The sequence below is a fragment of the Aestuariivirga sp. genome, assembly GCF_041738905.1.
Taxonomy (GTDB): domain Bacteria; phylum Pseudomonadota; class Alphaproteobacteria; order Rhizobiales; family Aestuariivirgaceae; genus Aestuariivirga.
Window position 1 is genome coordinate 1 of sequence record NZ_JBGSOZ010000206.1, and the last position, 22,494, is coordinate 22,494.

Consider the following 22,494-nt stretch of genomic DNA (forward strand, 5'->3'; position numbering starts at 1 on the left):
CGTGATGGCGTTCACCGACTTTGGAATCGAGACCCTCGCGGAGCTGATCAAAATCCACAAAGACAACCCCATGCTTCTGAAGCGTTGAGTCCCGCCAACTCGCCGACTGCAAAGCCGGCGGCCTACGACGGATGGCTACGCAGCTTCCTGAGCTTGCTGTTCTTGTCTTCGAACTGCTTCAGCCGCTTCGCCTCAGAAACGTCGAGTCCGCCATACCGGGTTTTCCACTTGTCGATGCTGGCTGTGAATCGGTGTGGAACAAGGACCCCGCTATTGGGGTGATCGGCATATCGGCATCCAAAAGGGACCCCGGTAGCATGCGGGTCCACAGTGCTTCCAGTGATGATGGAGGCCGGCTTGGGATGCTGGTGGTAGAGACGATTGCCAAGATACGCCGGGCGTTTTTTGGGCGGGGCAAGGCGATCAAGGCGATCTGCCGGGAACTTGGCCATGTTCACGTCGGTGGCGCTTTCGTTCGAGCCGTCGGCGCAGCTTACGGCCGCGATCTTGCGAAGGCAATTGGCGTTGCCGGGCACGCCCGGTGCCGGAAAGCCGGTGCTGTGTGAAAAGCCGCTGTCGCAGGATGTGCAGGCATGTCTTGCTGTGCTCGATGCGGAAGAAGTGAGTCTGGCCCATGATTTCCGCGCCGGAATGGGGGACTGCTGGCCAAATCAAAACCACTCAAGCCGCGCATGCGGGCGACGTCACTTGATTGTCACATGGGCAAACTAGCCGCAGCCCTCCATGCACCGCGCCGGGATCGCCTCTTGCTCATGACCGCCGTCTCCGTTCCCGGCTACCTCTATGCCTTTCAATTCGATGCAGGGGGGCGGGGGCAGCCGTTGAAAGAAGACCAGCTGATCGCCACCTTTCAACGTGAAGAAGGCTGGATCTGGCTGCATCTCAACCTCACCGACTGGCGTTGCCGCCGCTGGCTGGAAGAAAACTTCGGACTGCCGCGCGACCTGGTGACCGAATTTGCCGATACGGCCGCGCGGCAGCATGTCAGCGCATGGCGCGATGTGCTGTTTGGGCATCTGGCCGATTTTCTCCAGGACTTCGACGGAAAGTCGATGGAGTTTGCTTGGCTGCACGTCATTCTCGGCAAGCGCTTTCTGGTGACGGGCCGGGTAAAGGCCGTGCAGTCGGCCGAACGCATGCGGTTCCTGATTGGCGGCGGCCATGCCTTCTCGGGACCCGATGACGTTCTCTCGCGGATGATATCGAACTACCCGGACTCGCTTGATGCGGCCCTGCATAGGCTGACCGATGAGCTCGAGATCATCGAGGACCACGTTCTCGACGAGCGCCACCGCGGAGAACGCAAGCGGCTGATGCTGACCCGCCGCGAAACCGCGCAATTGCATCGGCACATGCGTGCCATGCGCCGTGCGCTGCAGACGGCGGAGAGAGCGAGCATTCCCACTCCGCATGGCTTTGCGCTGACAGCGGCGCGGCTGGCCAATCTCGATCAGGACTTCATCGACATGGAAGCGCGTGCGCGGTTCTTTCATGACGAGATCGACGCCAAGCTTGCAGCGGAAACCAACCGCCAGCTCTACACCCTCTCCGCGCTCACCGCCGCATTCCTGCCTCCGGCCTTGGTGGCGGGCCTTTTCGGCATGAACCTGGAAGGCATTCCATTCGTGGGAACGGCCTGGGGCTTCTGGGGTGCGGTGGGCCTGAGCGGCCTCTCGTCGGGCGCCGTGATCCTGTATCTGAGACTGAAGGGCCGCAGCTGAATCCGCTGCAATCCGATCCGGCGAACTTCATCAAGACGGGCTGCTTCAATCAACCGTCACACTCAAATGCTTGAGGGTGCGCAGGAGTGCAACAATGCCACAACTCGGACCAGAACCGTTCCTTCATGCCAATGCAAGCGTGCGCAAGTCCACGCTTGGCGCCTACGTCGAGATCGGCGAAGGAGCGCATATCCTTGAAACCGTGATGGGCGACTACAGCTACACCGCGCGCTACGCCGACATCGCCTATTCGTTCCTTGGCAAGTTCGTGAACGTCGCCGCCTTCACGCGAATCAATCCCGGCGAACATCCTCATCATCGCGCCTCGCTCCACCACTTCATGTACCGGTCCAGCTATTTCTGGCCGGACGAGACTGATGAATCTGCGGTGTTCGACTGGAGAAGGTCGCGGCCCGTGCACATCGGGCATGACACATGGATCGGCCATGCGGCGGTCATCATGAAGGGCGTCACGATCGGCAACGGCGCCATCATCGCGGCGAACTCCGTGGTGACGAAGGACGTGGCTCCCTATGCGGTTGTGGGCGGCACACCGGCGCAGTTACTGAAGTGGCGTCATCCGGACAACGTGGCGCAAAGGCTGCAGACTCTCGCCTGGTGGGACTGGGATCACCTGAAGCTCAAGGCAGCACTTCCCGACTTCCGCGCATTGTCCGCGGAGGCCTTCGTCGAGAAATACGAGCGCGAGAGCAGCGCCGCCGTCATGCAGCCGTTACAATCGGTTGGTTGATGGCGTCATGCATGAAGATGAATCCGTGAAATCAGCCAATCCGCGTGCTGCGTGGATGAGGCTCCTTGCATTGTCCAGCTGGCAAGAGCTGGATCGTGTCGCAACCGAGTTCAGGTCCGAGCCGCACGAGCTGCTTCGTTCGCCCGAAACCGGCATGGTGATGTTGCGCGGCCGCATGGGTGCCACCGGCGCTGCCTTCAACCTGGGCGAGGCCACCGTGACCCGTTGCGCCGTGAAGCTCGCTGACGGGCTTGAAGGACATGCCTATGTCATGGGCCGGAATGGCGAACACGCCCGCACCGCCGCCCTCTGCGATGCGCTGCTTCAGAGGCCCGGTCTGCACGACACGATCCAGGCCCGGGTTCTGGCACCGCTGGAACAGAAGCTGCTGGAGCGCGATATGTCGGCGGCCTCGAAGGCAGCGGCGACGAAGGTCGACTTCTTCACGATGGTGCGCGGCGATGACTGAGATGCAATACCCGAGCGGTGTGATCGAGGCGGCGCATTCCTTCCGGACCATCATGGACGCGGTGGCACGCCCCGGGCGCATCCTGCCCTTCACGGCGGTGCCGCCGGCTCCGTGGCCCCTGTGGACGACCACGGCTTCGGTGGCACGCACGCTCTGCGACTTCCAGACGCCTGTCTGGCTGAGCCCTGAGCTCTGCACCGAGCCTGTCACGCACTACATCCGGTTTCACACCGGAGCGCCGATTGTCTCCACGCCGGAGGATGCGTCCTTCATCTTTCTGCAGGCCGATGACAGCATGTCCGATCTCTCGCGGTTTGCGCAAGGCACGCACGAATATCCGGACCGCTCGGCCACCCTCGTGATCCAGACGGCATCGCTCCGCAATGAAGGTCATGTTGAATTGTCGGGGCCTGGCATTCCCCAGCCACTGATTTTTCATGCCGAGGGCATGTCCTCCGGCTTCTGGGACGCGATGGCCCGGAACCATGCACAGTTTCCGTTGGGGGTCGATGTGATCTTCGTCAGCCCGGATGCCATCGCGGCCATTCCCCGTTCAACCGCCATTCGTCTGCAGGAAACCGTCTGATGTATGTTGCCGTGAAAGGTGGCGAGCAGGCCATCGATGCCGCGCATCGCCTGCTCGCCGAGGAACGCCGTGGCGACCGGAGCGTGCCGGGACTGACGCTCGACCAGATCGCGGAACAACTGACGCTCGCTGTCGACCGCGTGATGAACGAGGGCTCGCTCTATGATCGCGAGCTTGCCGCGCTCGCCGTGAAGCAGGCGCGGGGCGATCTGATCGAGGCAATCTTCCTCATCAGGGCGACGCGCACGACGCTGGCGCGGTTCGGCTATGCCGAGCCACTGGAAACCCGGTCGATGCGCGTGAAGCGCCGTGTGTCCGCCGCATTCAAGGACATTCCGGGCGGGCAGATCCTTGGGCCAACCTTCGACTACACGCATCGCCTGCTGGACTTCTCGCTTGTGGGCGATGCCGCGCCCGAACCTGCTCGCGCCGCGCCCGCGGAAGTTGGCATCGAGATGCCGCGCGTGCTTGAACTTCTGGGCTCCGAGGGCCTGATGGAGAAGCCCTCCACGGATGATGTGGAGCCGCGTGACCTCACTCAGGATCCTCTCAACTTTCCGGCGGGCCGCGATCTTCGCCTGCAGAACCTGGCGCGTGGTGACGAAGGCTTCCTGCTGGCGCTGGCCTATTCCACCCAGCGAGGTTATGGCCGCACGCATCCGTTTGCCGGAGAGATACGGCTCGGCATGGTGGAGGTGAGCTTCACGCCCGAAGAACTCGGCTTTCCGGTCGTGATCGGGGAAATCACCGTCACCGAATGCGAGATGATCAACCAGTTCAAGGGCTCGGCGACGGTGCAGCCGCAATTCACGCGCGGCTATGGACTTGGCTTCGGCCAGTGCGAGCGGAAGGCGATGTCGATGGCGCTCGTCGACCGTTCACTTCGGGCGGGCGAGCTGGGCGAGGAGCGCGTGGCACCGGCGCAGGACGAGGAATTCGTGATGTCGCACTCCGACAATGTGCAGGCCACCGGCTTCGTCGAGCATCTGAAGCTGCCGCACTATGTCGACTTCCAATCCGAACTCGTGCTGCTGCGCCGGATGCGTGCCGGCATCGCCAATGACCGGCTGGAGGCCGCGGAATGAACGCGCCCGCCTATAATTTTGCTTATCTCAATGAACAGACGAAGCGGATGATCCGCCGCGCCATCCTGAAAGCCATCGCGGTGCCGGGCTATCAGGTTCCCTTCGCCAGCCGCGAGATGCCCATGCCCTATGGCTGGGGCACGGGCGGCGTGCAGGTGACGGCATCGGTGCTGACGCCCGATGACACACTGAAGGTGATCGACCAGGGGGCGGACGATACGACGAATGCGGTGTCGATCCGCAAGTTCTTCGTCAAGACCGCCGATGTGAAGACGACGGAAAAGACGGAAGAGGCGACGGTGATCCAGACCCGCCACCGTATCCCCGAGACGCCATTGTCCGAAGACCAGATCCTCGTCTTCCAAGTGCCGATCCCCGAGCCGTTGCGTTTCCTCGAACCGCGTGAAACCGAGACGCGCAAGATGCATGCGCTCGAAGAGTATGGCGTCATGCATGTGAAGCTCTACGAAGACATCGCGCAATACGGGCAGATCGCCACGACCTATGCCTATCCGGCGAAAGTTGCCGACCGCTATGTCTTCGATCCGTCGCCCATTCCGAAATTCGACAATCCGAAGCTCGACAATTGCCCCGCGCTGCAGCTCTTCGGCGCCGGCCGCGAAAAGCGTATCTATGCCATTCCACCCTATGCGAAGGTCAAGAGCCTCGATTTCGAGGACCATCCCTTCGAGGTGCAGGCCTGGGATGAGCCGTGCAGCATCTGCGGTTCGCGCGGCAGTTTCCTCGATGAGATCGTGACGGACGACAAGGGGGGGCGGATGTTCGTCTGCTCCGACACCGACTTTTGCGCCAAGCAGCAGGAGGCGAGATGACACCGCTGCTCTCCGTCGAGGCGATCTCGAAATTCTACGGCGCACGCGCGGGCTGCGTCGACGTCTCCTTCGATCTTCATGCCGGCGAAGTGCTGGCCATTGTCGGCGAGTCGGGCTCGGGAAAGACGACGCTGCTCCGCTGCCTTTCGGGCTTCCTGCCTGCCTCGTCCGGCAAGGTGCGTTACACCATGCGGGATGGACGGCATGTGGCGCTGGACGAGATGAGCGAGGCCGAGCGCCGGCTTCTGATACGGACCGACTGGGGCTTCGTGCATCAGGATTCGCGCGACGGCCTGCGCATGGGCGTTTCAGCCGGCGCCAATGTCGGCGAGCGCATGATGGCCGTGGGCGACCGGCACTACGGGCATATCCGCGCGACGGCGGTGGACTGGCTGAAGCGCGTGGAGATTCCGGAGGACAGGGTGGACGACAGCCCGTGGTCCTATTCCGGCGGCATGCGGCAGCGCCTGCAGATTGCGCGCAATCTGGTGACGTCGCCCCGCCTCGTGTTCATGGATGAGCCAACAGGCGGTCTCGATGTGTCCGTGCAGGCGCGGCTGCTCGATCTCATCCGCGGGCTGGTCCGCAAGCTCGACCTGGCCGCCATCGTGGTGACGCATGATCTGGCGGTGGCGCGGCTACTTTCGACGCGCATGATGGTGATGCAGCAGGGCCGGGTGATCGAGACGGGCTTGACCGACCAGGTCCTGGAAGATCCGCAGGCACCCTACACGCAGCTTCTCGTCTCCTCGGTCTTGCAGGTTTGAAGATGGCAATTGTTCTCAAGATCGGCAATCTCGACAAGTCCTTTCATCTTCACGAGCAGGGCGGGGTCCGCATTCCGGTGTTCGCCGATCTCTCGGCGGAGGTCGAGGCTGGCGAGGCTGTCGCCGTCACCGGCCCGTCGGGGCGCGGCAAGAGTTCGCTGCTGAAATTGATCTACGGCACCTATCGCGCGACGTCGGGTTCGATCCGGGTGCGCCATAACGATGAGTGGGTGGATGTGGTCTCGGCGCAGCCGCGCGATGTGCTGGCGCTGAGACGGAGGACGATTGGCTACGTCACGCAGTTCCTGCGGGTCATTCCCCGGGTGCCGGCGGAGATCATCGTTGCGGAACCATTGACCGAGCGCGGCATAGCGCTGGACCTGGCGCTTGAACGGGCGCGCATGCTGCTCTCCCGCCTCAACATCCCCGAGCGGCTCTGGCACCTTTCGCCCATGACCTTCTCGGGCGGCGAGCAGCAGCGCGTCAACATCGCGCGTGGCTTCGCGGCGCATTTTCCGATCCTGCTCCTCGATGAACCGACCGCGTCGCTCGATTCCGAAAATCGCAGGCGCGTTCTGGAACTTGTGGAGGAAGCCCGGGCAGCAGGCTCGGCCGTCATCGGCGTGTTTCACGACGAAGCGGAGCGCCGCCTTGCGTGCCAGCGCGAGATTGCGCTCGGCTGACATCATCCGTTCATCGACGTGAGTTTTCCTGATCCGATGCGATTCGCGATCTACTATGCACCCCCGCCATCAAGCCCTCTGCATCAGTTGGGCTCGCGCTGGCTTGGGCGCGATGCTGTCAGCGGCGAGGCACTTGCCCAGCCCGCCGCCCTCGATCTGGCACCCATCACCCGCGAGCCGCGCCGCTACGGGTTTCACGCAACGCTCAAGCCGCCATTTGCGTTGAAGGACGGCACGCCGCCAGCCTCTCTGGAAGCCGCCGTGGAGGCACTGGCGCACAGCATTCAGCCCTTCGAGATCGTTCTGGCCCTGCGGCCGGTCGATGGCTTTCTCGCACTTGTGCCTGATAGGCCTTGCGGGAACCTCGGTCACCTGGCTGAGGCTTGCGTCCGTGATCTCGACCGCTTCCGCCAGCCTGCATCGGAAGAGGACATTGCAAGGCGTCGCGCCGCCGGACTGTCACCGCGCCAGGACGAATACCTCGGGCGATGGGGCTATCCCTATGTGTTCGACGAATTCCGCTTTCACATGACCCTGTCGCGGCGGCTCTCGCCGTCCAAATTGGAGGACGTCACGCCCTTGGCCGAAGACCATTTCGGCATGGTCATTGGCCATCCGATCACCATCGACTCGGTGAGCATGTTCGTCGAACCGCGAGCATCGGCTGACTTCACGATTCATCGCCGCTTTCCCTTTCAATCGCCCCGCGCAAAGGCTTCCCCATGACCGACAAACTTTTCACCAACGCGAAGATCATCCTGCCTGACGAGGTGGTCGATGGCACCCTCGTGACGCGGGACGGCCAGATTCTGGAAGTGATCGCGGGCAGGGTGTCTTCGGCGGCGGAAGATCTCGAAGGCGACTATCTCATTCCGGGCCTCGTGGAACTTCACACCGATCATCTCGAGAACCATTATCATCCCCGGCCCGGCGTGGCCTGGCCTCCGGTATCAGCCGTCATGGCGCATGATGCGCAGGTCACGGCGGCGGGCATCACCACGGTGTTCGATGCGCTTCGGGCTGGAACCTTCGATCCGGGCGATCTCTCGGCGCACCATGCGCAGGCGCTCTCCGGCGCCATCGCGAAGGCGCAGAAGGCCGGCCAGCTGAGGGCCCAGCATTTCATTCACCTGCGCTGCGAGCTGCCCTGTGCGGATACGGCGGAATCGGCGGAACTGACAGCCGAGGCAGGCGACCTTCATCTGATCTCCATCATGGACCATACGCCGGGTGCCAGGCAGTTCGTGTCGATCGACAAGTTCAAGGAATATTATCTGGGCAAGAAGATCATCATGCCGGAGAAGATGGACGCCTATATCGCCGAACGCCGCGAGATGCAGGACCGGCACGCGGCGGGAAACAAGCGAAAAATACTCGAGCTTGCCGAAAGGCTGGGCGTGAAGCTTGCAAGCCACGACGATGCGACGGAAGCCCATGTCGAGGAGGCGATCCTCGATGGCGTGACAATCGCGGAGTTTCCCACCACCCGCGAGGCGGCGCAGGCGGCGCACCGCAACGGCCTCGCCGTGCTGATGGGCGCTCCCAATGTCGTGCGCGGCCGCTCGCACTCCGGAAACATTTCCGCGGCTGAAGTCGCGGCCAATGGTCATCTCGATGTGCTGTCGTCCGATTATGTGCCATCGAGCCTGCTTCCGGCGGTCTTCACGCTGTCCCGCACCGTCGATGGAATGAGCCTTGCCAAGGCACTCCGCCTGATCACGCTCAACCCCGCGCATGCGGCGGGCCTGGAAGATCGCGGGGCCATCGAGCCGCGGCGGCGGGCCGATCTCGCGCAGGTGCGAATGGATGATGAGTTGCCCATCGTGCGCCGCGTGTGGCGGAACGCCGAGCGGGTGATGTGATGACGGAGTTCAAGGGACATCTCGTGCTGGTCGTCGGCCCGAGCGGCGCCGGCAAGGACAGCGTGCTGCGCGGAGCAAGACAAGAACTTGCGGGCGACCGCCGTTTCGTGTTCCCGCGGCGCTTCGTGACGCGCTTTGCCGATGTCAGCGCGGAAGACCACTTCACCATGACGGATATGGAATTCGCCATAGCGGTCTCGGAGGATGCGTTCTCGCTGTGGTGGGAAGCGCACGGCAATTTCTATGGCATCGGCAAGTCGATCGAAGCCGATCTCAAGGCAGGCTGCGTTGTCGCCGTGAACTGCTCGCGCGCCATGCTGGATCAGGCGGCCGCACAATACCCGAACGTGACCGTTGCTGAAATCACGGCATCCCCGGGCGTTCTCGTGTCGCGCATCGTGGCGCGCGGGCGTGAAACCGAAGCCGAGGCCATCCAGCGTGTATCGCGAAGCGTTCCCGTCTATCCGGCGGGGTTGCAGATCGTGAGGATCGAGAACAACGGCGCCCTGCAGGACGCCGTCGACCGCTTCTGTGATATTCTCGAAGCGCTAGAGAATGCGGTTTCGAACCCAGGTGGATGCGCGCTCGACAATCAGGACAAGCAGGAAGATGGCGATGATGATGGTCGCGGCCTGGTCATAGTCGAACATCTCGAGCGACACCTTTAGCTCGATCCCGATTCCGCCGGCGCCGACGAGACCCAGCACCACCGAGCCGCGCGTCGCCTTCTCCAGCGAGAACAGCGACGTATTGATCATCGATGGCATGGCCTGCGGAATGACCGACGAAAAGATGATGCCGCTGCGGCTGGCGCCGAGGGCTGAGAGAGCTTCGCGCGGACCCTTCTCGGTTTCCTCCATGGCTTCGGCGAAGAAGCGCGCCGCAAAGCCCGTCGTGTCGACCATCAGGGCGAGAACGCCCGCTGCGGGGCCAAGCCCCACCGCGATGACGAACACGATGGCCCACACGAGATCAGGCACCGTGCGGAACAGCGCGACAATGCCCCTGGTCACCCAGACGAAGACAGGATGCGGAGACAGGCTCGGTGCCGCGAGTATGGCCAGCGGCAGGCTGATGACGAGGCCCAGAATGGTTCCTGCGATTGCCATCTGGAACGTCTGGAGAAGCGACCACAGCACAGGCTCCAGCCGTTCGATCGATGGCGGGAACATCTGAGCGCCCAGCCGGCCCAATGCGGGCAGTCCGCGGATGAGTTTCTCGAGGGATACTCCGCTCGCCGCAAAGCTGGAAATGACCAGTGCAGCTGTGCCCACGAGCAAGGCGAAGCTCAGTGCGCTCGGCCGCTCGAAGCGGGACGGCAAGGCGTGTTCAGCCATAGAGCCCTCTGAGTTCTGTTTCACCGAGGCTGCGGCTCGGCGCATCGAGCACCACCTTGCCGCCGCCGATGGCGATGACACGGTCGGCAAACTGGAGCGCGTGGTGCAGGTTATGTGACGTGAAGACCACGGTCTTCGCTTCCTTCCGCATCAGGGCGGCGAAAAGCTGCATGACCTCATCTCCCGCCTGCGGGTCGAGGCTTGCGGCGGGTTCGTCCGCGAGAACGATATCGGGCTGCTGCATGAGGGCGCGGGCAATCGCCACGCGCTGTGACTGTCCGCCGGAAAGGGAATCAGCGCGCTGGCCCGCCGCGTGTGCGAGGCCCACCCGGTCGAGACAATCGAGCGCCTCAGCGCGAATGCCGGACGGGGCAAAGGCATGGCTCCATGCAGCCGCGCCGTAGCCCCGGCCCTGAGCGCCATGAATGACGTTGGTTAGGCTCGAGAGCCGGCCCACCAGATTATGCTTCTGGAAGACGAACCCGATCTTCGAGCGGATCCGCCGCAAGCTGCGCCCATCGCGCGGCACCATCTGCCCCTGCACTTCAATGTCGCCGCCATCTGGCTCGATGAGACGCGGAATGCAGCGCAGAAGTGTCGATTTCCCGGCTCCATTGGCGCCGATCAGGGCGACGAGACTCCCCGGTGCGATGTCGAGCGTGATGCCCGAGAAGACCGTCTTCGAGGCCGAGAATGACTTCGACAGATTGCGAATGGAGATGGCGGCGGGAATTGATCCCGCCGCCGGTTCGAATGTCTGAACCTGAAGGTTCACTTATTCACCGAGGAAGTTCGAGAACTTCGGAACGCCGATGGTGGCATACATGGCGCGCACGTTGTCGTAATCCTTGTCGTCGACGGTCGGAATGAAGTAGCCGCCATCGTATTTCCGGGTGTCTTCGCCCTTGAGAAGGCCGGTCATCAGGTCCGGGCCCTTGTCGAGGAAAGCAGTCTTCACCTTGTCGACGACCTCGGGCTTGACGGTGGACGCCACGATGAGGATGTCGTTGGGAAGATCGGCGCCGCGGCCAACCACGGCGAACTTCTGGCCGGGGAACTTCTCTCGCACCGAGCGGAGATGCGTGAGATTCATGCCGACCGCGGAGACGTCGCCGCGGATCATGGCTTCGATGGCCACGTTGCGCTTGATGATCTCGGCTGTGTAGTCTTCATTGTACTTGAGGCCGGCATCGGCCAGGACCTGAGCCGGTCCGAGCTGCTGGGACGTGGAACCGACTTCACCAAAGGCAACCTTCTTGCCCTTGAGATCGGCAAGGCTGTTGATGTCGCCATCGGCCATCACCACGATCTGCGCGAAATAGTCGGGGCGATGCCAGCCGACGACGGGCTTCGCATCAGTCAGCACCTTGAACACGACATACTCGGCGGGGCCGGTCAGAACGAAGTCAACCTGTTCGGCGCGCATCGCCTCGACGGCAGCGGTGCGATTGCTGACCGGTGTGAACTCGACGTCGAAACCGGTCGCCTTTTCAAGTTCCTCGACAAAGGCGCCATATTCGCGCTGCAGCTGCTCCATGCCTTCGACATCGGTGACAGCGAAGCGGATCGTCTCGGCGGAGGCCGTTGCGGTCATCAGGCCAGCGGCTAGCGCCACACCTGAAATCCAGTTCCAGAGTTTCATTGTGCATATCTCCTGAATGCAAGCAGCACCCAATCAACAGCGTTTCATGACACTGTCATGAAGATGGGCGACTTCGTCACCTCAATGATGGAGACGCCGATGCAGTCCGATGCCAGACGCACAGAAGAGTTCACGATCCGCAACGGGCTCTGCCTCATTCCGGGCGAAGGACTGGTGATTGCGGACATCCAGTGCAGTGGCGGCATCATTGCGGCAATCAGCCGCCCGGCCGGGACGGCAAAAGGAGGGCTCGACGCTGCCGGCCGTCTTGTGCTTCCCGGCGTCGTCGACATTCATGGCGATGCCTTCGAACGGCAGATCATGCCGCGGCCGAGGACGCTGTTTCCGCTCGATCTCGCCCTGCTTGAAACGGATCGGCAACTTGCCGCGAACGGCATCACGACGGCCTATCACGGCATCACGGTATCCTGGGAACCGGGCCTCAGAAGCCTCGAGCAGGCCACGCGCATCATCGCAGCACTCGACGCGCTTGAACATGAATTCCATGTGGACCACCGGCTGCACATCCGTTGGGAAACCTTCGCTGTCGACGAGGCACATGCGGTCGAGGCGCTCTTCGCAAGAGAGCGCAAACCGCTGCTGGCCTTCAACGATCACACCTCGATGTCGCTCTCAGGCACGCGCAAGGACATCAAGCTGCGGGGTTCGGCAGAGCGGGCGATGGTTGACATGGACACGTATCGCTCTCTGCTCGATGCGGCAGGCGAGCGCCAGGATGAGGTTGAAGCGACGGTCCACTGGTTGAGCCAGGCCGCAAGGGGCAACGATGTCCCGATGCTTTCGCATGATGACTGCACCGCCGGAATGCGTGAGGCGTATCGCAAACTCGGTGTCGGTATCGCCGAATTCCCGATGAACTGGGAGACGCTGGAAGATGCAGCTGCCAGCCAGGACCATATCGTGCTCGGTTCACCCAACATCGTGCGTGGGGGAAGCCACAACGGCGCCATTGGCGCGGAAGACGCTGTCAGGCGCTCCATGTGCACGATCCTTGCGTCCGACTATTATTACCCGGCACCTCTTGCCGCCGCGCTGTCTCTTGCGGCGCGGAGCGTGCTGCCGCTGGAACAGGCCTGGGACCTTGTGAGCGGTGCTCCGGCCCGGGCGTCCGGGCTTTTCGATCGCGGTTCCATCGCAGAAGGCAAGCGCGCCGATCTCATCGTTCTTGACGAAGCGCGGCGGCGGCCCTCCGCCGTCATCGCCGCTGGCAGGCCGGTTTACGCAAGCCGCTAGATCGTGGTGCCCGCATTGCCCGAGATGGCAATGCGGAGTCTCGTCGAAATCAGGTCGATGATCGATACGGTGATCAGGATCATGATGATGATGAAGCACACGGTCTGCCATTCCAGCGTACGGATCTGCTCCGAGAGTTGCAGGCCGATGCCGCCCGCGCCGACGATGCCGATGATCGTGGCGGAGCGTGTGTTGGATTCGAAATAGTAGAGATACTGGCTGATCAGCACCGGAGACACCTGCGGGAGGATGCCGAAGCGGATGGCGTGGAGGCGCGAGCCGCCAGACGCAATGACACCTTCAACGGGCTTCCTGTCAGAGGCCTCGATCGCCTCCGAGAACAGCTTGCCGAACGAGCCGATATCGGAAATCGCGATGGCCAGAACGCCTGCAAACGGACCGAGCCCAACGACATTGACCCAGATCAGAGCCCAAACCAGAGTGTCGACGCCGCGCAACGTATCGAAGGAGCGGCGCGCGAAGAACCGGAGGATCTGCGACACGGTCGTGTTGTTCGCTGCGAGAAAACTCAAGGGGAGCGCGATGACAGCCGCCAGCATGGTTCCGAGGAAGGCGATGGCGACTGTTTCGCCCAGTGCCTTCAGAAGGCGGAGGAGGCTCGCCGTATCGCCCCAGCTCGGCGGAAACATGAGGGTGATGAAGTTGCCGAGATTGGCGAGGCCGTTCAGGAATTTCGTGAACGAGAAGCCCAGATGCCACAGGCCGAAGACGAGCAGTGCGGCGGCCAGGGCCGTGATGACGTAACCCGTCCTGTCATTCGCGCCAAAGCTCGTCCTGTAGCGGGTGCGAAGAGCGGTTTCCTCAAGGGCGCTGTAGCCATCGTCGCCGTTCATGTCAGTGTCCTTGCGCGATGAAGCGGTGGCGGATGCGTTCGGTGACCAGATCGATGATAGCGACCGTCACGATGATGAGAAGCAGGATGGCCGAGACGTCCGGATAGTAGAATTTGCGAATGGCCTCGATCAGGTCCTGTCCGATGCCGCCGGCACCGACGAAGCCCATCACGGAGGCGCCGCGCACATTGATCTCGAAGCGCAGCAGCGCGTAGCTGATGAAATTGGAGAGCACCTGCGGCAGCACGGCGAAGCGCATGGTCTTGGTCCATGACGCGCCGCTGGATATGAGCCCCTCGACCGGCTTCTGGTCGATGTTCTCGATCACTTCATAGAAGAGCTTTCCCAGGGCACCCGTCGTATGGACGATGATGGCGAGGACGCCGGCAATGGGGCCGAGGCCAAAGGCAAGAACGAAGATCAGGGCAAAGACGAGTTCCGGCACGGTGCGGCAGAACTCGAGGTAACGCCTCACGGCAAAGCGAAGCGGCGTAGACACGCCGAGGTTGCCGGCAGCGAAGAAGCAGGCGATGAAGCCGAAGATGGCGCCGATCATCGTCGCGACGTAGGCGATCAGCAGCGTGTCCGCCAGAAGCCGCAGCCACTTGCCGATGCCCCAGAACCAGCCGAGAATGTCGAAGATGACCAGGCTGCCCTTCAGGTTCCCGGAATCAAGGATGAAGATGCGGCTGATGTAGTTCGGGAACTTGTGGATGTTGGAGAAGAAAAGCACAAGGTCGACTTCCGCCATCCAGCCCGCGATGAGGGTGACGGCTGCAAGTACAGCTCCAGAAATCAGGAACTGCTTGCGCTTGCGCGAGACTGTCACCGCATAGGCGGAGGACAGGTCATCGATCGTCCGGCAAGAATCTGCCGCAGCTGCTGTCATGATGCCGCCAAGGGATCAGGGCCCGCGCATGGCGCAGGCCCCGGTTGATGTTCTTACTGCTTGCGGAGCGTGTCGACGAACGTGTTGAGTTCGACGATGACTTCATAGTCGGCATGCGATGTGGGGGCCCAGGGCTGGGCTTCGCCGTCGGTCAGGACCTTGAAGGCCTCCGGATCGTTCTTCTCGACATTGTAGAAGGCGTCCTTGATGAGGGCCTTCAGGTCTTCGGGCATGTCGGAGAGGTAGGCAACGGGCGAGTTCACGATCATGTCCGACTTGAAGATCATGCGGAAGTCGGAATACTTCGCCATCTTCTTGCGCTCCATGCGCATCAGCATGGACTCGTTCTCGTCGTTCCACCAGTTGAAGGCCGCGTCAACCTGGCCCTGCTGGAGGGCGATGATCGCATTCTCATGGCTGCCGGCATAGACCACGTTCGAGAAGAAGTCCTCCGGCTTCACGCCCATCTTGTTCATGGCGAAGCGGGGAACATTGTTGCCCGAGGTCGAGTTCGGGTCGACGAGGCCAAGGTTCTTGCCCTTGAGGTCTTCGAACTTCTGGTAGGGGCTGTCCGCCTTCACCCAGAGCACCGAATAGTAGCCCTTGGAGCCATCCTTGTTGACCTGCATGCCGAACGGCTCAATCTTCGCGCCGTTCATGTAGGCGCGGGCATAGGCGGCCGGGCCGTACTGGGCGATGTGGATGTTGCCGGCGATCTGGCCCTCGATGACAGCGGCGTAGTCATTGGCGATGCGGAGCTTCACCGGCACGCCGAGCTGCTTCGAGAGATACTGGATGAAGGGCTCGTAGCGGCGTTCGGTGCCGGTGGCGTTCTCGTCCGGCACGGCGGCGATGGTGATTTCCTTGTAGGTGTCCTTCCAGTCGGCGAGGGCGCCTTTGGTGGTGGCGGCGAGCGCGGCAAAGCCGGCTGCGGCCTGCAGAAGTGTGCGGCGTGTAAACATCGTGGTGGCTCCTGTTGGTTGTGCCGTTGGAAGAAGGGTGGATCAGGCGGCAGACTTGATAGTGTCTGCCTGACCCTTGCGCCGTGCGTCCGATTCTTGCGAGCGGTCCAGCACGTCGCCAGCCTCGAGCCCGTAGAGTTCGACGACGAGATCGTCGGTCAGGGATTCGGGGCGTCCGTCAAACACCACGCGTCCTGCCTTCATGCCGATGAGGCGTGTGCAGTAGCCGCGTGCGAGGTCGAGGGAATGGAGATTGCAGAGCACGGTGATGCCGTTCTGCGTGTTGAGGTCGCGCAGCGCGTCCATCACGGCCTGCGTGTTCCGCGGATCGAGCGAGGCAACGGGCTCGTCCGCCAGGATGATCTTCGGGTTCTGCACAAGCGTGCGGGCAATGGCGACGCGCTGCTGCTGGCCGCCTGAAAGGCTTTCGGCGCGCTGGGCCGCGAAGTCCCCGAGATCGAGCCGGTCAAGGGCCTGAAGCGCCCGGAGCTTTTCGGCCTCGGGCCAGATCTTCAGGAGAGCCGGGAAGGTCGAGATCGAGTTGATGCGGCCCATCAGGACGTTGGTGAAGACATCGAGCCGGCCTGCGAGATTGAACTGCTGGAAGATCATGCCGCAGGACGAGCGCCAGTCGCGGAGCGCCTTGCCACGAAGCGACGTGATATCAATGCCATCGAAAGCGATGCGGCCTTCAGATGGATCGACGAGGCGGTTGATGCAGCGGAGCAGGGTGGACTTGCCAGCGCCGGAACGCCCGATCACACCGACGAAGGAGCCATGTTCGATTTCAACGGACACGTTGGCGAGCGCCGCCTTTCCGCTGAACGACTTTCCGAGGTTCTCGATTCTGAGCATAGGAGCTTTTCCCTGTTGCGCCGCAAACAACAGTCAGCCCACTACATTTGTGTGACAGCCCGGTTGCAGCCAGATGACAACCCACAAGGCCGCATCGGGCGGACACGCGAGCCAGGGCGCCGTTACGGAGCTGTCATGATTCCTGCTTAGCGCCCGTTGTGACAGCGGTGGTTGATTCCACGGGAGAGCGACATGACGGCGACACATTCAGGCAGCGAGCAGAAGCCCTCGGCGCTGAGGCTGCTGGGAAAGGCGGTTCACCGCAACACGGCCGCGAGCAAGGAGGGCCTGCTCGAGCGGCTCTTCACCCTGGCTTTCAGCGGACTGGTCTATCCGCAGATCTGGGAAGACCCGGTTGTCGATCTTGCGGCCATGGAGATCGAACCCCATCACCATGTCGTGGCCATCGCATCGGGCGGCTGCAACATCCTGAGCTATCTGACCGCCAATCCGGCCAAGGTCACCGCGGTCGATCTCAACCGGGCACATGTGGCCCTGGTGCGGCTGAAACTTGCAGGGCTGCGTCACCTGCCGGGATGGAACAGCTATTACCGCTTCTTCGGCGAGGCGGACGAGTCGCAGAACCTTCGTGACTACAAGCGCTACCTGAAGCATGAGATCGATGCGGAAACCCGGGACTACTGGGAGCGCCGCACGCTGATGGGGCGCCGCCGCCTGTCTCACTTCAAGACCAACATCTACAGCAAGGGCCTGCTCGGCCGGTTCATCGGCATGGGTCACATGGTGGCCAAGGCCTATGGGCACGACATGAAGGGCCTGCTCGCGGCGCGCTCGATCAAGGAACAACGGGAATTCTTCGACCGCGAAATCTCGCCGCTGTTCGACCGCAAGCTGGTGAAATGGGTGACCGACCGGCGCATTTCGCTTTATGGGCTCGGCATTCCGCCCGCGCAGTACGAAGCCCTTTCGGGTGGCGCGCCGATGTCGAGCGTTCTTCGCGAGCGGCTGCTCAAGCTCACCTGCGACTTTCCATTGCGCGAGAACTATTTCGCCTGGCAGGCGTTCGGCCGGGCCTATGCGCCGGGTGCCTCCGGCCCGCTGCCCCTTTATCTGCAGGAGAAGAATTTCGCCAATCTTCGGGCCCGCTCCGGCAATGTCGACGTTCGCCATGTCTCATTGACCGATGCGCTCAACGAGATGAACCCGGCCAGCGTTCATCGTTTCGTTCTGCTCGATGCGCAGGACTGGATGAGCGACGATCAGCTGAACGACTTGTGGAATGCCATCACCCGGGCCGCAGCGCCCGGCGCACGCGTCATCTTCCGCACGGCGGGGCGAAACACGATCCTGCCGGGCCGCGTCCATGCCGACACCCTTGCGCAATGGGAGTATCTTGACGAACGGTCGCTCGAACTCGGCGCCCGCGACAGGTCCTGCATCTATGGAGGTTTCCACATCTATGAGCGCGCACGAACCCATTGATGGCGTCGGCTACGCCTCCAACCGGCTCGACATGGACCGGATGTATCGTTTCCAGCGGCATATCTACGATGCGAGCCGGCGTTTCTATCTCCTGGGGCGTGACAGGCTCATCGCTGACTTGAAGGTGCCCGCGGGAGGCTCCGTTCTCGAGATCGGCTGTGGCACCGGGCGCAATCTCGTGAAGGCGGCGCGCGCCTATCCCGATGCACGGCTTTTCGGCTTCGACATTTCGGACGAGATGCTGAAGACCGCTGCGAGCGCGATCTGGAAGGCTGGCCTCACCGATCGTGTCCGCATTGCCCAGGGCGACGCGCTTGCGGCTGATCCTCTCGTCATGTTCGGTGAGCGGTCGTTCGACCGGATCTATTTCTCGTATGCGCTGTCGATGATTCCGCGCTGGTCCGCAGCACTTTCCCATGCCCTTGACTTACTCTCTCCTCAGGGCGAGTTGCATATCGTCGACTTTGGTCAATGCGAGAACCTTCCACACGGTGCGAAGGCACTTCTGTTCCGCTGGCTCCGGCGGTTTGACGTCGAACCGCGTGCGGCAATCCATCCGGCAGTGGTCCAGCTGGCCTCGCAGTCCGGCAGGCCATGCAGCTTCGCTTCGGGCTTTCGCGGTTACAGCTGGCATCTCTGCGTCGGTGCTTCGCGCAATGGCGTTCATCATTGCCGTGGCGACGCTGGTGAGGCGACCTGAACTCCAGGCCGCGATGGGCAGGCCGGGCTCTGTTGCATGGCGCAGGACGTTGGCAAAGCCGACGAAGGTGGCTTCGCGTGCGCGACGATAACGCTGCCATAACGCTTGCTGACTCCTTCGAGGTCGGGAAGCTGGACCGGATCGCCGTTCCGCATGGCGGGAAGGGATGCGGTTATCGTGGCCGGACTAATCATCGCAACGATTGAAATGACCGCCGGCTGTGACGGTTTTGCGAATTCGTTGACGGCATAGAGCATGCCCGGCCTGTCCGGTCATGCGGCCTGTAGCAGGTGCCACGCGTCGACTGAAGCGTTCCTCACCTCAATCAGTTGCCGGAAGCAAGAATGGTGAAGCCTTGCTTTCTGAAGAGCTCTTGCGCCTTGGGTGACTGCATGTAAGCTAGGAAGGCGGCGGCATCAGGATTGGTCGAGGACGCGACAGACGCCACCGGATAGATGATCGGCTCGTGGCTATTGGCCGGGAATATCCCGACGATCTTCACGGCGGGCTCGGCTATGGCATCGGTCTGGTAGACAATGCCGAGCGCCGCCTCGCCGGTGGCGACGAATTTCAGCGCGGCGCGGACGTTCTCAGCCTGGGCCACATTGCCTTCGACTGAGGCCCAGACTCCGAGCATCTCGAGCGCCGCCTTGCCGTACTTGCCGGCGGGCACAGCCTTGACGTCGCCTATGGCGAGTGTGCCGTCGCTCAGAATTTCGGCCAGTGGAAAACCCTTCTCGATGGTGGTCACGACGGAAGAGTCCTTCGGCGCCACCAGCACGATCGCGTTGCCGAGCAACTTCACTTCGGTTCCGGATTTCATCAGACCCTTACCCATAAGATATGTCATCCAGTCGAGATCGGCCGGCATGAACACGTCGGCGGGTGCGCCTTCCTCGATTTGCCGGGCGAGAGCCGAACTCGCGGCATAAGAGTTCGTGGTTTCCTTGCCGGTCTCGGCCTTCCACGCGGCGCTGACTTCATCGAGGGCGTTCTTCAGGCTGGCGGCGGCAAATACCGTGATCTTGCCGTCCGCGGCAGATGCCGGTCCAACTGCGGCCAAAACCATCAGCGCAATGGCGCCCACCAGTTTCACGCCAAGCGTTCTGCGACTGATCATTCCTGTCTCCTGCGCGCCGGTTGCCTGGGTTTCGATGATGTCGGCGATAGCGTTATATCCATTCAGATATAACAATATGTCGACTTCAGCAAGGGATGCATGATAATTTTAGCATAAATCTGATAGTATTGACTGTTTCGTTATGTTAGTTTGCATATAAAGTCGTCACAATGGACACGGCTCCCACAGCCCGCCGGACGAAGTCCTTTTGCGGAAGTAGCCGCAGCGGGCGTCGCCATGACCGTGCGCAAGACATCCATAACAACGTCTCGTCAGTTCGCCAGAATCACACTATCGCCAATCCAGCAAGAGTAGCGATGGACAGTCTGCAATCCTCGCGGTGCTGCAAACAGGTGGTGAACATGGTTTTTTCCGTCTTCGAGAACCCGATAGCCTATTGCGCCGCGCTCTTCGTCGGTCTTCTGCTCTTCATGGAGCTCGGCCGGCGCATCGGTCAGAACCGGCTGGCGCGTGATCCGGAGGCGGCCAATGCCGGAACGGGCGCGGTGGATGGCGTCTTGTTCGCGTTGTTCGGCCTGCTGGTCGCCTTCACATTCTCGGGCGCTGCCTCGCGCTTCGATGATCGCCGGGCCATGATCGTCGATGAAGCGAACGACATCGGGACAGCTTATCTTCGTATCGATCTGCTGCCCACGGCCTCGCAGCCGGCACTTCGCGATGCCTTCCACCGCTATGTGGATTCGCGCCTTGCCGCCTACCAGGATTCCAGCGGCATCGAATCCTTCAATGAAGCCTTCGGCAAGTCGAAGCTCGTTCAGTCCGAGATCTGGAAACTCGCGGTGGCCGCAGGCCAGCAGCCCGATGCGCCGCCCGCGGCGAACATGCTGCTACTGCCCGCGATCAACAACATGATCGACATCACGTCCACCAGGGCGACCGCCATGCTGTTCCATCCGCCATTGCCCATCTTCGCCATGCTGATTGGCACGGCGCTGGTCTGTTCACTTCTGGCCGGGCTGGCCATGATGCGGTCGCGTTCGCCGAAATGGATTCACATGGTGGGCTTCTCGGCCATCATGACCGTGACCATGTATGTGATCGCCGATCTCGAATATCCCCGGATTGGCGTCATCCAGGTGAGCGGATTCGACTATCTCCTCAAGGAAGCGGTGCAGTAGCGGCAGGGCTGTACAACCTTGACAACTGCTGTCATTGCGCGGGGCGTTCCGGCACTGCTGTGCCCAGGACGTCGCGCAGAATGTGCTCGGCCGTCCGCACCGCTTGCGCCACGATCGTCAGAGAGGGGTTCACCGCTGTTGACGACGGCAGGAACGAGGCGTCCACGACATAGATGTTGTCCACATCCCAGAGCCTGCAGAACGGATCGAGCACGGAGGTCGCGGGATCGGTTCCGAAGCGTGCCGTTCCGCACTGGTGCATGGCGACCTTGATGTCCATCTTCTGGGTGATGATGATGGGATAGCCCATGGACCGCATGAGCCTGGTCCAGTGCCTCACCAGCTCGCCGTGAGATTTGAGGTTGTTAGCGGTGTAGGACAGGCGGATCTTGCCATCGGAATCCAGCGACACACGGTTTTCCGGATCGGGAAGATCTTCCGACATGATCCACCAGTCGACGCTGCGCTGGGCGAACCAGCTCATCAGCCATTCGGGCGTGCCCTTCATGTTGGCCGTCAGCATGCCGCCCTGCAGCTTGCCCAGGCCCTGGACGTTGCCGAGCGGGTAAGGCTTCACATCGCTGACCAGATAGAAGTCGTTGATGCAGAGCGACTTCTGGAACACCACGTTGTTCTTCTGGAACGGATTGACCGCCATCATGGCCGTGTTGTTGTGGGCCATGTAGTTGCGCCCAAGCTGGCCGGAGCTGTTGTTTCCGAGGCCCGTCGGATGTTTCGCGTTGGCAGACCGCAAGAGGAGTGCAGCCGAATTGATGGCGCCAGCACTCGATATGAAGAGCCCGCCCTTCAGGACCTTCGTCTCGCCCTTCTGCTCGACCTCGACGCCCACGGCCTTGCGGCCGGAGTCGTCGGTGATCAGCCGGAGGACGCGGGTTTCGAGAACGAGATCGACATTCCCGGTGGCGATGGCCGGATCGACCAGCCGCACTTCGGCATCGTTCTTGGCGCCAAGCTTGCAGGCGAAACCATCGCAGGTCCGGCACCTGATGCAGCGGCCGCCGGGATGAAGGTCTATCGCCACGGGCAGGGGGAAAGGCTTCAGGCCCTTCTCGCGCAGCTTCCTGTCGAACACCGCGATCTCGGGTTCGTGCCCGATTGCCGGATGCGGCATCGGGCCGGAGCGCGGCGGCTCGCAGGGGTCCATGCCGGCCGTACCGTGGGTGCCCATCAGCCGCTCGGCCACATCATAATAGGGTGCAAGTTCGGCATAGCTTATGGGCCATGCCGGCGAGACACCGGCTTCGTGTTCGAGTTCCTCGAAGTCCTCGACGCGGAAGCGCAGGGTCGCCGTTCCGAAGAACTTTGAATTGCCGCCGACATAGTAATAGGTCGACGGCCTGAACTCCTGCCCAGCCTTGTCGCGCCAGGTTTCCTTCGTGGCATAGCGCTTGTCGTGAAAGACCGCCTTCACGCTCCAATTGTCGGCCTCGCGCGGCAGCCGCGTGCCGCGCTCGATGACCAGCACCGAGGCGCCTGCCTCCGCCAGCCGGTTCGCCATGG

At 62.1% G+C, this 22,494-nt stretch carries 25 protein-coding genes and 1 pseudogene; 16 read left to right on the forward strand and 10 right to left on the reverse strand.

Going from position 1 to position 22,494, the window contains the following annotated elements:
- Positions 1-140: 140 nt before the first annotated feature.
- Positions 141-242: pseudogene (locus ACEW8Q_RS19820) on the reverse strand (transposase); the annotation flags it as partial.
- 208 nt (positions 243-450) lie between these two features.
- On the opposite strand from ACEW8Q_RS19820, the gene ACEW8Q_RS19825 reads away from it, so the two are divergent.
- From ACEW8Q_RS19825 to phnN, 12 genes are all read left to right on the forward strand, one after another.
- Positions 451-732, forward strand: a complete 282-nt coding sequence (locus ACEW8Q_RS19825) for a hypothetical protein (protein WP_373505815.1) — start codon at positions 451-453, stop codon at positions 730-732.
- Between the two features lie 41 nt (positions 733-773).
- Positions 774-1,742 (forward strand): CorA family divalent cation transporter, encoded by a 969-nt coding sequence (locus tag ACEW8Q_RS19830; RefSeq protein ID WP_373505791.1) that lies wholly within the window; start codon positions 774-776, stop codon positions 1,740-1,742.
- Positions 1,743-1,836: 94 nt separating this feature from the next.
- Positions 1,837-2,493, forward strand: a complete 657-nt coding sequence (locus ACEW8Q_RS19835) for a DapH/DapD/GlmU-related protein (RefSeq protein WP_373505792.1) — start codon at positions 1,837-1,839, stop codon at positions 2,491-2,493.
- Between the two features lie 7 nt (positions 2,494-2,500).
- Positions 2,501-2,962: a phosphonate C-P lyase system protein PhnG gene (gene phnG / locus ACEW8Q_RS19840; RefSeq protein WP_373505793.1), complete on the forward strand. Its 462-nt coding sequence runs from the start codon at positions 2,501-2,503 to the stop codon at positions 2,960-2,962.
- Positions 2,955-3,548 carry a phosphonate C-P lyase system protein PhnH gene (gene phnH, locus ACEW8Q_RS19845; RefSeq protein ID WP_373505794.1) on the forward strand — a complete coding sequence of 198 codons (594 nt, stop codon included), beginning with the start codon at positions 2,955-2,957 and terminating at the stop codon, positions 3,546-3,548. Before phnG ends, phnH begins: the two co-directional genes overlap by 8 nt.
- A complete protein-coding gene (locus ACEW8Q_RS19850; protein WP_373505795.1) occupies positions 3,548-4,633 on the forward strand; it encodes a carbon-phosphorus lyase complex subunit PhnI in 1,086 nt (361 codons plus the stop codon). The genes phnH and ACEW8Q_RS19850 overlap by 1 nt, the downstream gene beginning before the upstream one ends.
- Complete coding sequence (locus ACEW8Q_RS19855) at positions 4,630-5,466, forward strand: alpha-D-ribose 1-methylphosphonate 5-phosphate C-P-lyase PhnJ (protein WP_373505796.1); 837 nt, start codon at positions 4,630-4,632, stop codon at positions 5,464-5,466. Before ACEW8Q_RS19850 ends, ACEW8Q_RS19855 begins: the two co-directional genes overlap by 4 nt.
- Positions 5,463-6,233, forward strand: coding sequence for a phosphonate C-P lyase system protein PhnK (phnK, locus tag ACEW8Q_RS19860; protein WP_373505797.1), 771 nt, complete (start codon positions 5,463-5,465; stop codon positions 6,231-6,233). Before ACEW8Q_RS19855 ends, phnK begins: the two co-directional genes overlap by 4 nt.
- A 2-nt stretch (positions 6,234-6,235) precedes the next feature.
- Complete coding sequence (gene phnL / locus ACEW8Q_RS19865; protein WP_373505798.1) at positions 6,236-6,916, forward strand: phosphonate C-P lyase system protein PhnL; 681 nt, start codon at positions 6,236-6,238, stop codon at positions 6,914-6,916.
- 36 nt (positions 6,917-6,952) lie between these two features.
- Positions 6,953-7,642: a DUF1045 domain-containing protein gene (locus ACEW8Q_RS19870; RefSeq protein WP_373505799.1), complete on the forward strand. Its 690-nt coding sequence runs from the start codon at positions 6,953-6,955 to the stop codon at positions 7,640-7,642.
- The gene (locus ACEW8Q_RS19875) at positions 7,639-8,778 is read left to right on the forward strand and encodes an alpha-D-ribose 1-methylphosphonate 5-triphosphate diphosphatase (RefSeq protein WP_373505800.1); all 1,140 of its coding nucleotides are present in this window, start codon (positions 7,639-7,641) and stop codon (positions 8,776-8,778) included. Before ACEW8Q_RS19870 ends, ACEW8Q_RS19875 begins: the two co-directional genes overlap by 4 nt.
- Positions 8,778-9,446, forward strand: coding sequence for a phosphonate metabolism protein/1,5-bisphosphokinase (PRPP-forming) PhnN (phnN, locus tag ACEW8Q_RS19880; RefSeq protein WP_373505801.1), 669 nt, complete (start codon positions 8,778-8,780; stop codon positions 9,444-9,446). The genes ACEW8Q_RS19875 and phnN overlap by 1 nt, the downstream gene beginning before the upstream one ends.
- Here the strand turns inward: phnN and phnE (ACEW8Q_RS19885) are convergent.
- Genes phnE (ACEW8Q_RS19885) through phnD (ACEW8Q_RS19895) form a run of 3 tightly spaced genes read right to left on the reverse strand, consistent with a single transcriptional unit; the run spans position 9,327 to position 11,757 of the window.
- A complete protein-coding gene (gene phnE / locus ACEW8Q_RS19885) occupies positions 9,327-10,115 on the reverse strand; it encodes a phosphonate ABC transporter, permease protein PhnE (protein ID WP_373505802.1) in 789 nt (262 codons plus the stop codon). The two genes, phnN and phnE (ACEW8Q_RS19885), sit on opposite strands and share 120 nt — an antisense overlap.
- The gene (locus ACEW8Q_RS19890) at positions 10,108-10,890 is read right to left on the reverse strand and encodes a phosphonate ABC transporter ATP-binding protein (RefSeq protein WP_373505803.1); all 783 of its coding nucleotides are present in this window, start codon (positions 10,888-10,890) and stop codon (positions 10,108-10,110) included. Before ACEW8Q_RS19890 ends, phnE (ACEW8Q_RS19885) begins: the two co-directional genes overlap by 8 nt.
- Positions 10,891-11,757: a phosphate/phosphite/phosphonate ABC transporter substrate-binding protein gene (gene phnD, locus ACEW8Q_RS19895; protein ID WP_373505804.1), complete on the reverse strand. Its 867-nt coding sequence runs from the start codon at positions 11,755-11,757 to the stop codon at positions 10,891-10,893. It abuts the gene before it with no gap.
- 57 nt (positions 11,758-11,814) lie between these two features.
- Here phnD (ACEW8Q_RS19895) and ACEW8Q_RS19900 point away from each other — a divergent pair, with 57 nt between their 5' ends.
- Positions 11,815-13,011 carry an alpha-D-ribose 1-methylphosphonate 5-triphosphate diphosphatase gene (locus tag ACEW8Q_RS19900; RefSeq protein WP_373505805.1) on the forward strand — a complete coding sequence of 399 codons (1,197 nt, stop codon included), beginning with the start codon at positions 11,815-11,817 and terminating at the stop codon, positions 13,009-13,011.
- Here the strand turns inward: ACEW8Q_RS19900 and phnE (ACEW8Q_RS19905) are convergent.
- Genes phnE (ACEW8Q_RS19905) through phnC form a run of 4 tightly spaced genes read right to left on the reverse strand, consistent with a single transcriptional unit; the run spans position 13,008 to position 16,571 of the window.
- Positions 13,008-13,865, reverse strand: a complete 858-nt coding sequence (gene phnE / locus ACEW8Q_RS19905; protein WP_373505806.1) for a phosphonate ABC transporter, permease protein PhnE — start codon at positions 13,863-13,865, stop codon at positions 13,008-13,010. The genes ACEW8Q_RS19900 and phnE (ACEW8Q_RS19905) overlap by 4 nt on opposite strands.
- A gap of 1 nt (position 13,866) precedes the next feature.
- Positions 13,867-14,754 (reverse strand): phosphonate ABC transporter, permease protein PhnE, encoded by an 888-nt coding sequence (gene phnE / locus ACEW8Q_RS19910; protein ID WP_373505807.1) that lies wholly within the window; start codon positions 14,752-14,754, stop codon positions 13,867-13,869.
- Positions 14,755-14,807: 53 nt separating this feature from the next.
- Positions 14,808-15,716, reverse strand: coding sequence for a phosphonate ABC transporter substrate-binding protein (gene phnD, locus ACEW8Q_RS19915; RefSeq protein ID WP_373505808.1), 909 nt, complete (start codon positions 15,714-15,716; stop codon positions 14,808-14,810).
- Positions 15,717-15,758: 42 nt separating this feature from the next.
- On the reverse strand, positions 15,759-16,571 hold the full coding sequence (gene phnC, locus ACEW8Q_RS19920) for a phosphonate ABC transporter ATP-binding protein (protein ID WP_373505809.1): 813 nt from the start codon (positions 16,569-16,571) through the stop codon (positions 15,759-15,761).
- Positions 16,572-16,763: 192 nt separating this feature from the next.
- On the opposite strand from phnC, the gene ACEW8Q_RS19925 reads away from it, so the two are divergent.
- Both ACEW8Q_RS19925 and ACEW8Q_RS19930 read left to right on the forward strand, forming a co-directional pair.
- Positions 16,764-18,014: a DUF3419 family protein gene (locus ACEW8Q_RS19925; RefSeq protein WP_373505810.1), complete on the forward strand. Its 1,251-nt coding sequence runs from the start codon at positions 16,764-16,766 to the stop codon at positions 18,012-18,014.
- Positions 17,992-18,714 carry a class I SAM-dependent methyltransferase gene (locus ACEW8Q_RS19930; RefSeq protein ID WP_373505811.1) on the forward strand — a complete coding sequence of 241 codons (723 nt, stop codon included), beginning with the start codon at positions 17,992-17,994 and terminating at the stop codon, positions 18,712-18,714. Before ACEW8Q_RS19925 ends, ACEW8Q_RS19930 begins: the two co-directional genes overlap by 23 nt.
- A 325-nt stretch (positions 18,715-19,039) precedes the next feature.
- On the opposite strand, the gene modA is transcribed toward ACEW8Q_RS19930, so the two are convergent.
- Positions 19,040-19,834, reverse strand: coding sequence for a molybdate ABC transporter substrate-binding protein (gene modA / locus ACEW8Q_RS19935; RefSeq protein WP_373505812.1), 795 nt, complete (start codon positions 19,832-19,834; stop codon positions 19,040-19,042).
- A gap of 362 nt (positions 19,835-20,196) precedes the next feature.
- Here modA and ACEW8Q_RS19940 point away from each other — a divergent pair, with 362 nt between their 5' ends.
- Entirely contained in the window at positions 20,197-20,973 is a 777-nt protein-coding gene (locus tag ACEW8Q_RS19940) for a hypothetical protein (protein ID WP_373505813.1), read from the forward strand.
- Between the two features lie 31 nt (positions 20,974-21,004).
- On the opposite strand, the gene ACEW8Q_RS19945 is transcribed toward ACEW8Q_RS19940, so the two are convergent.
- Positions 21,005-22,494: GMC family oxidoreductase (locus ACEW8Q_RS19945; RefSeq protein WP_373505814.1), on the reverse strand; the 1,490-nt coding region annotated here is incomplete at its 5' end.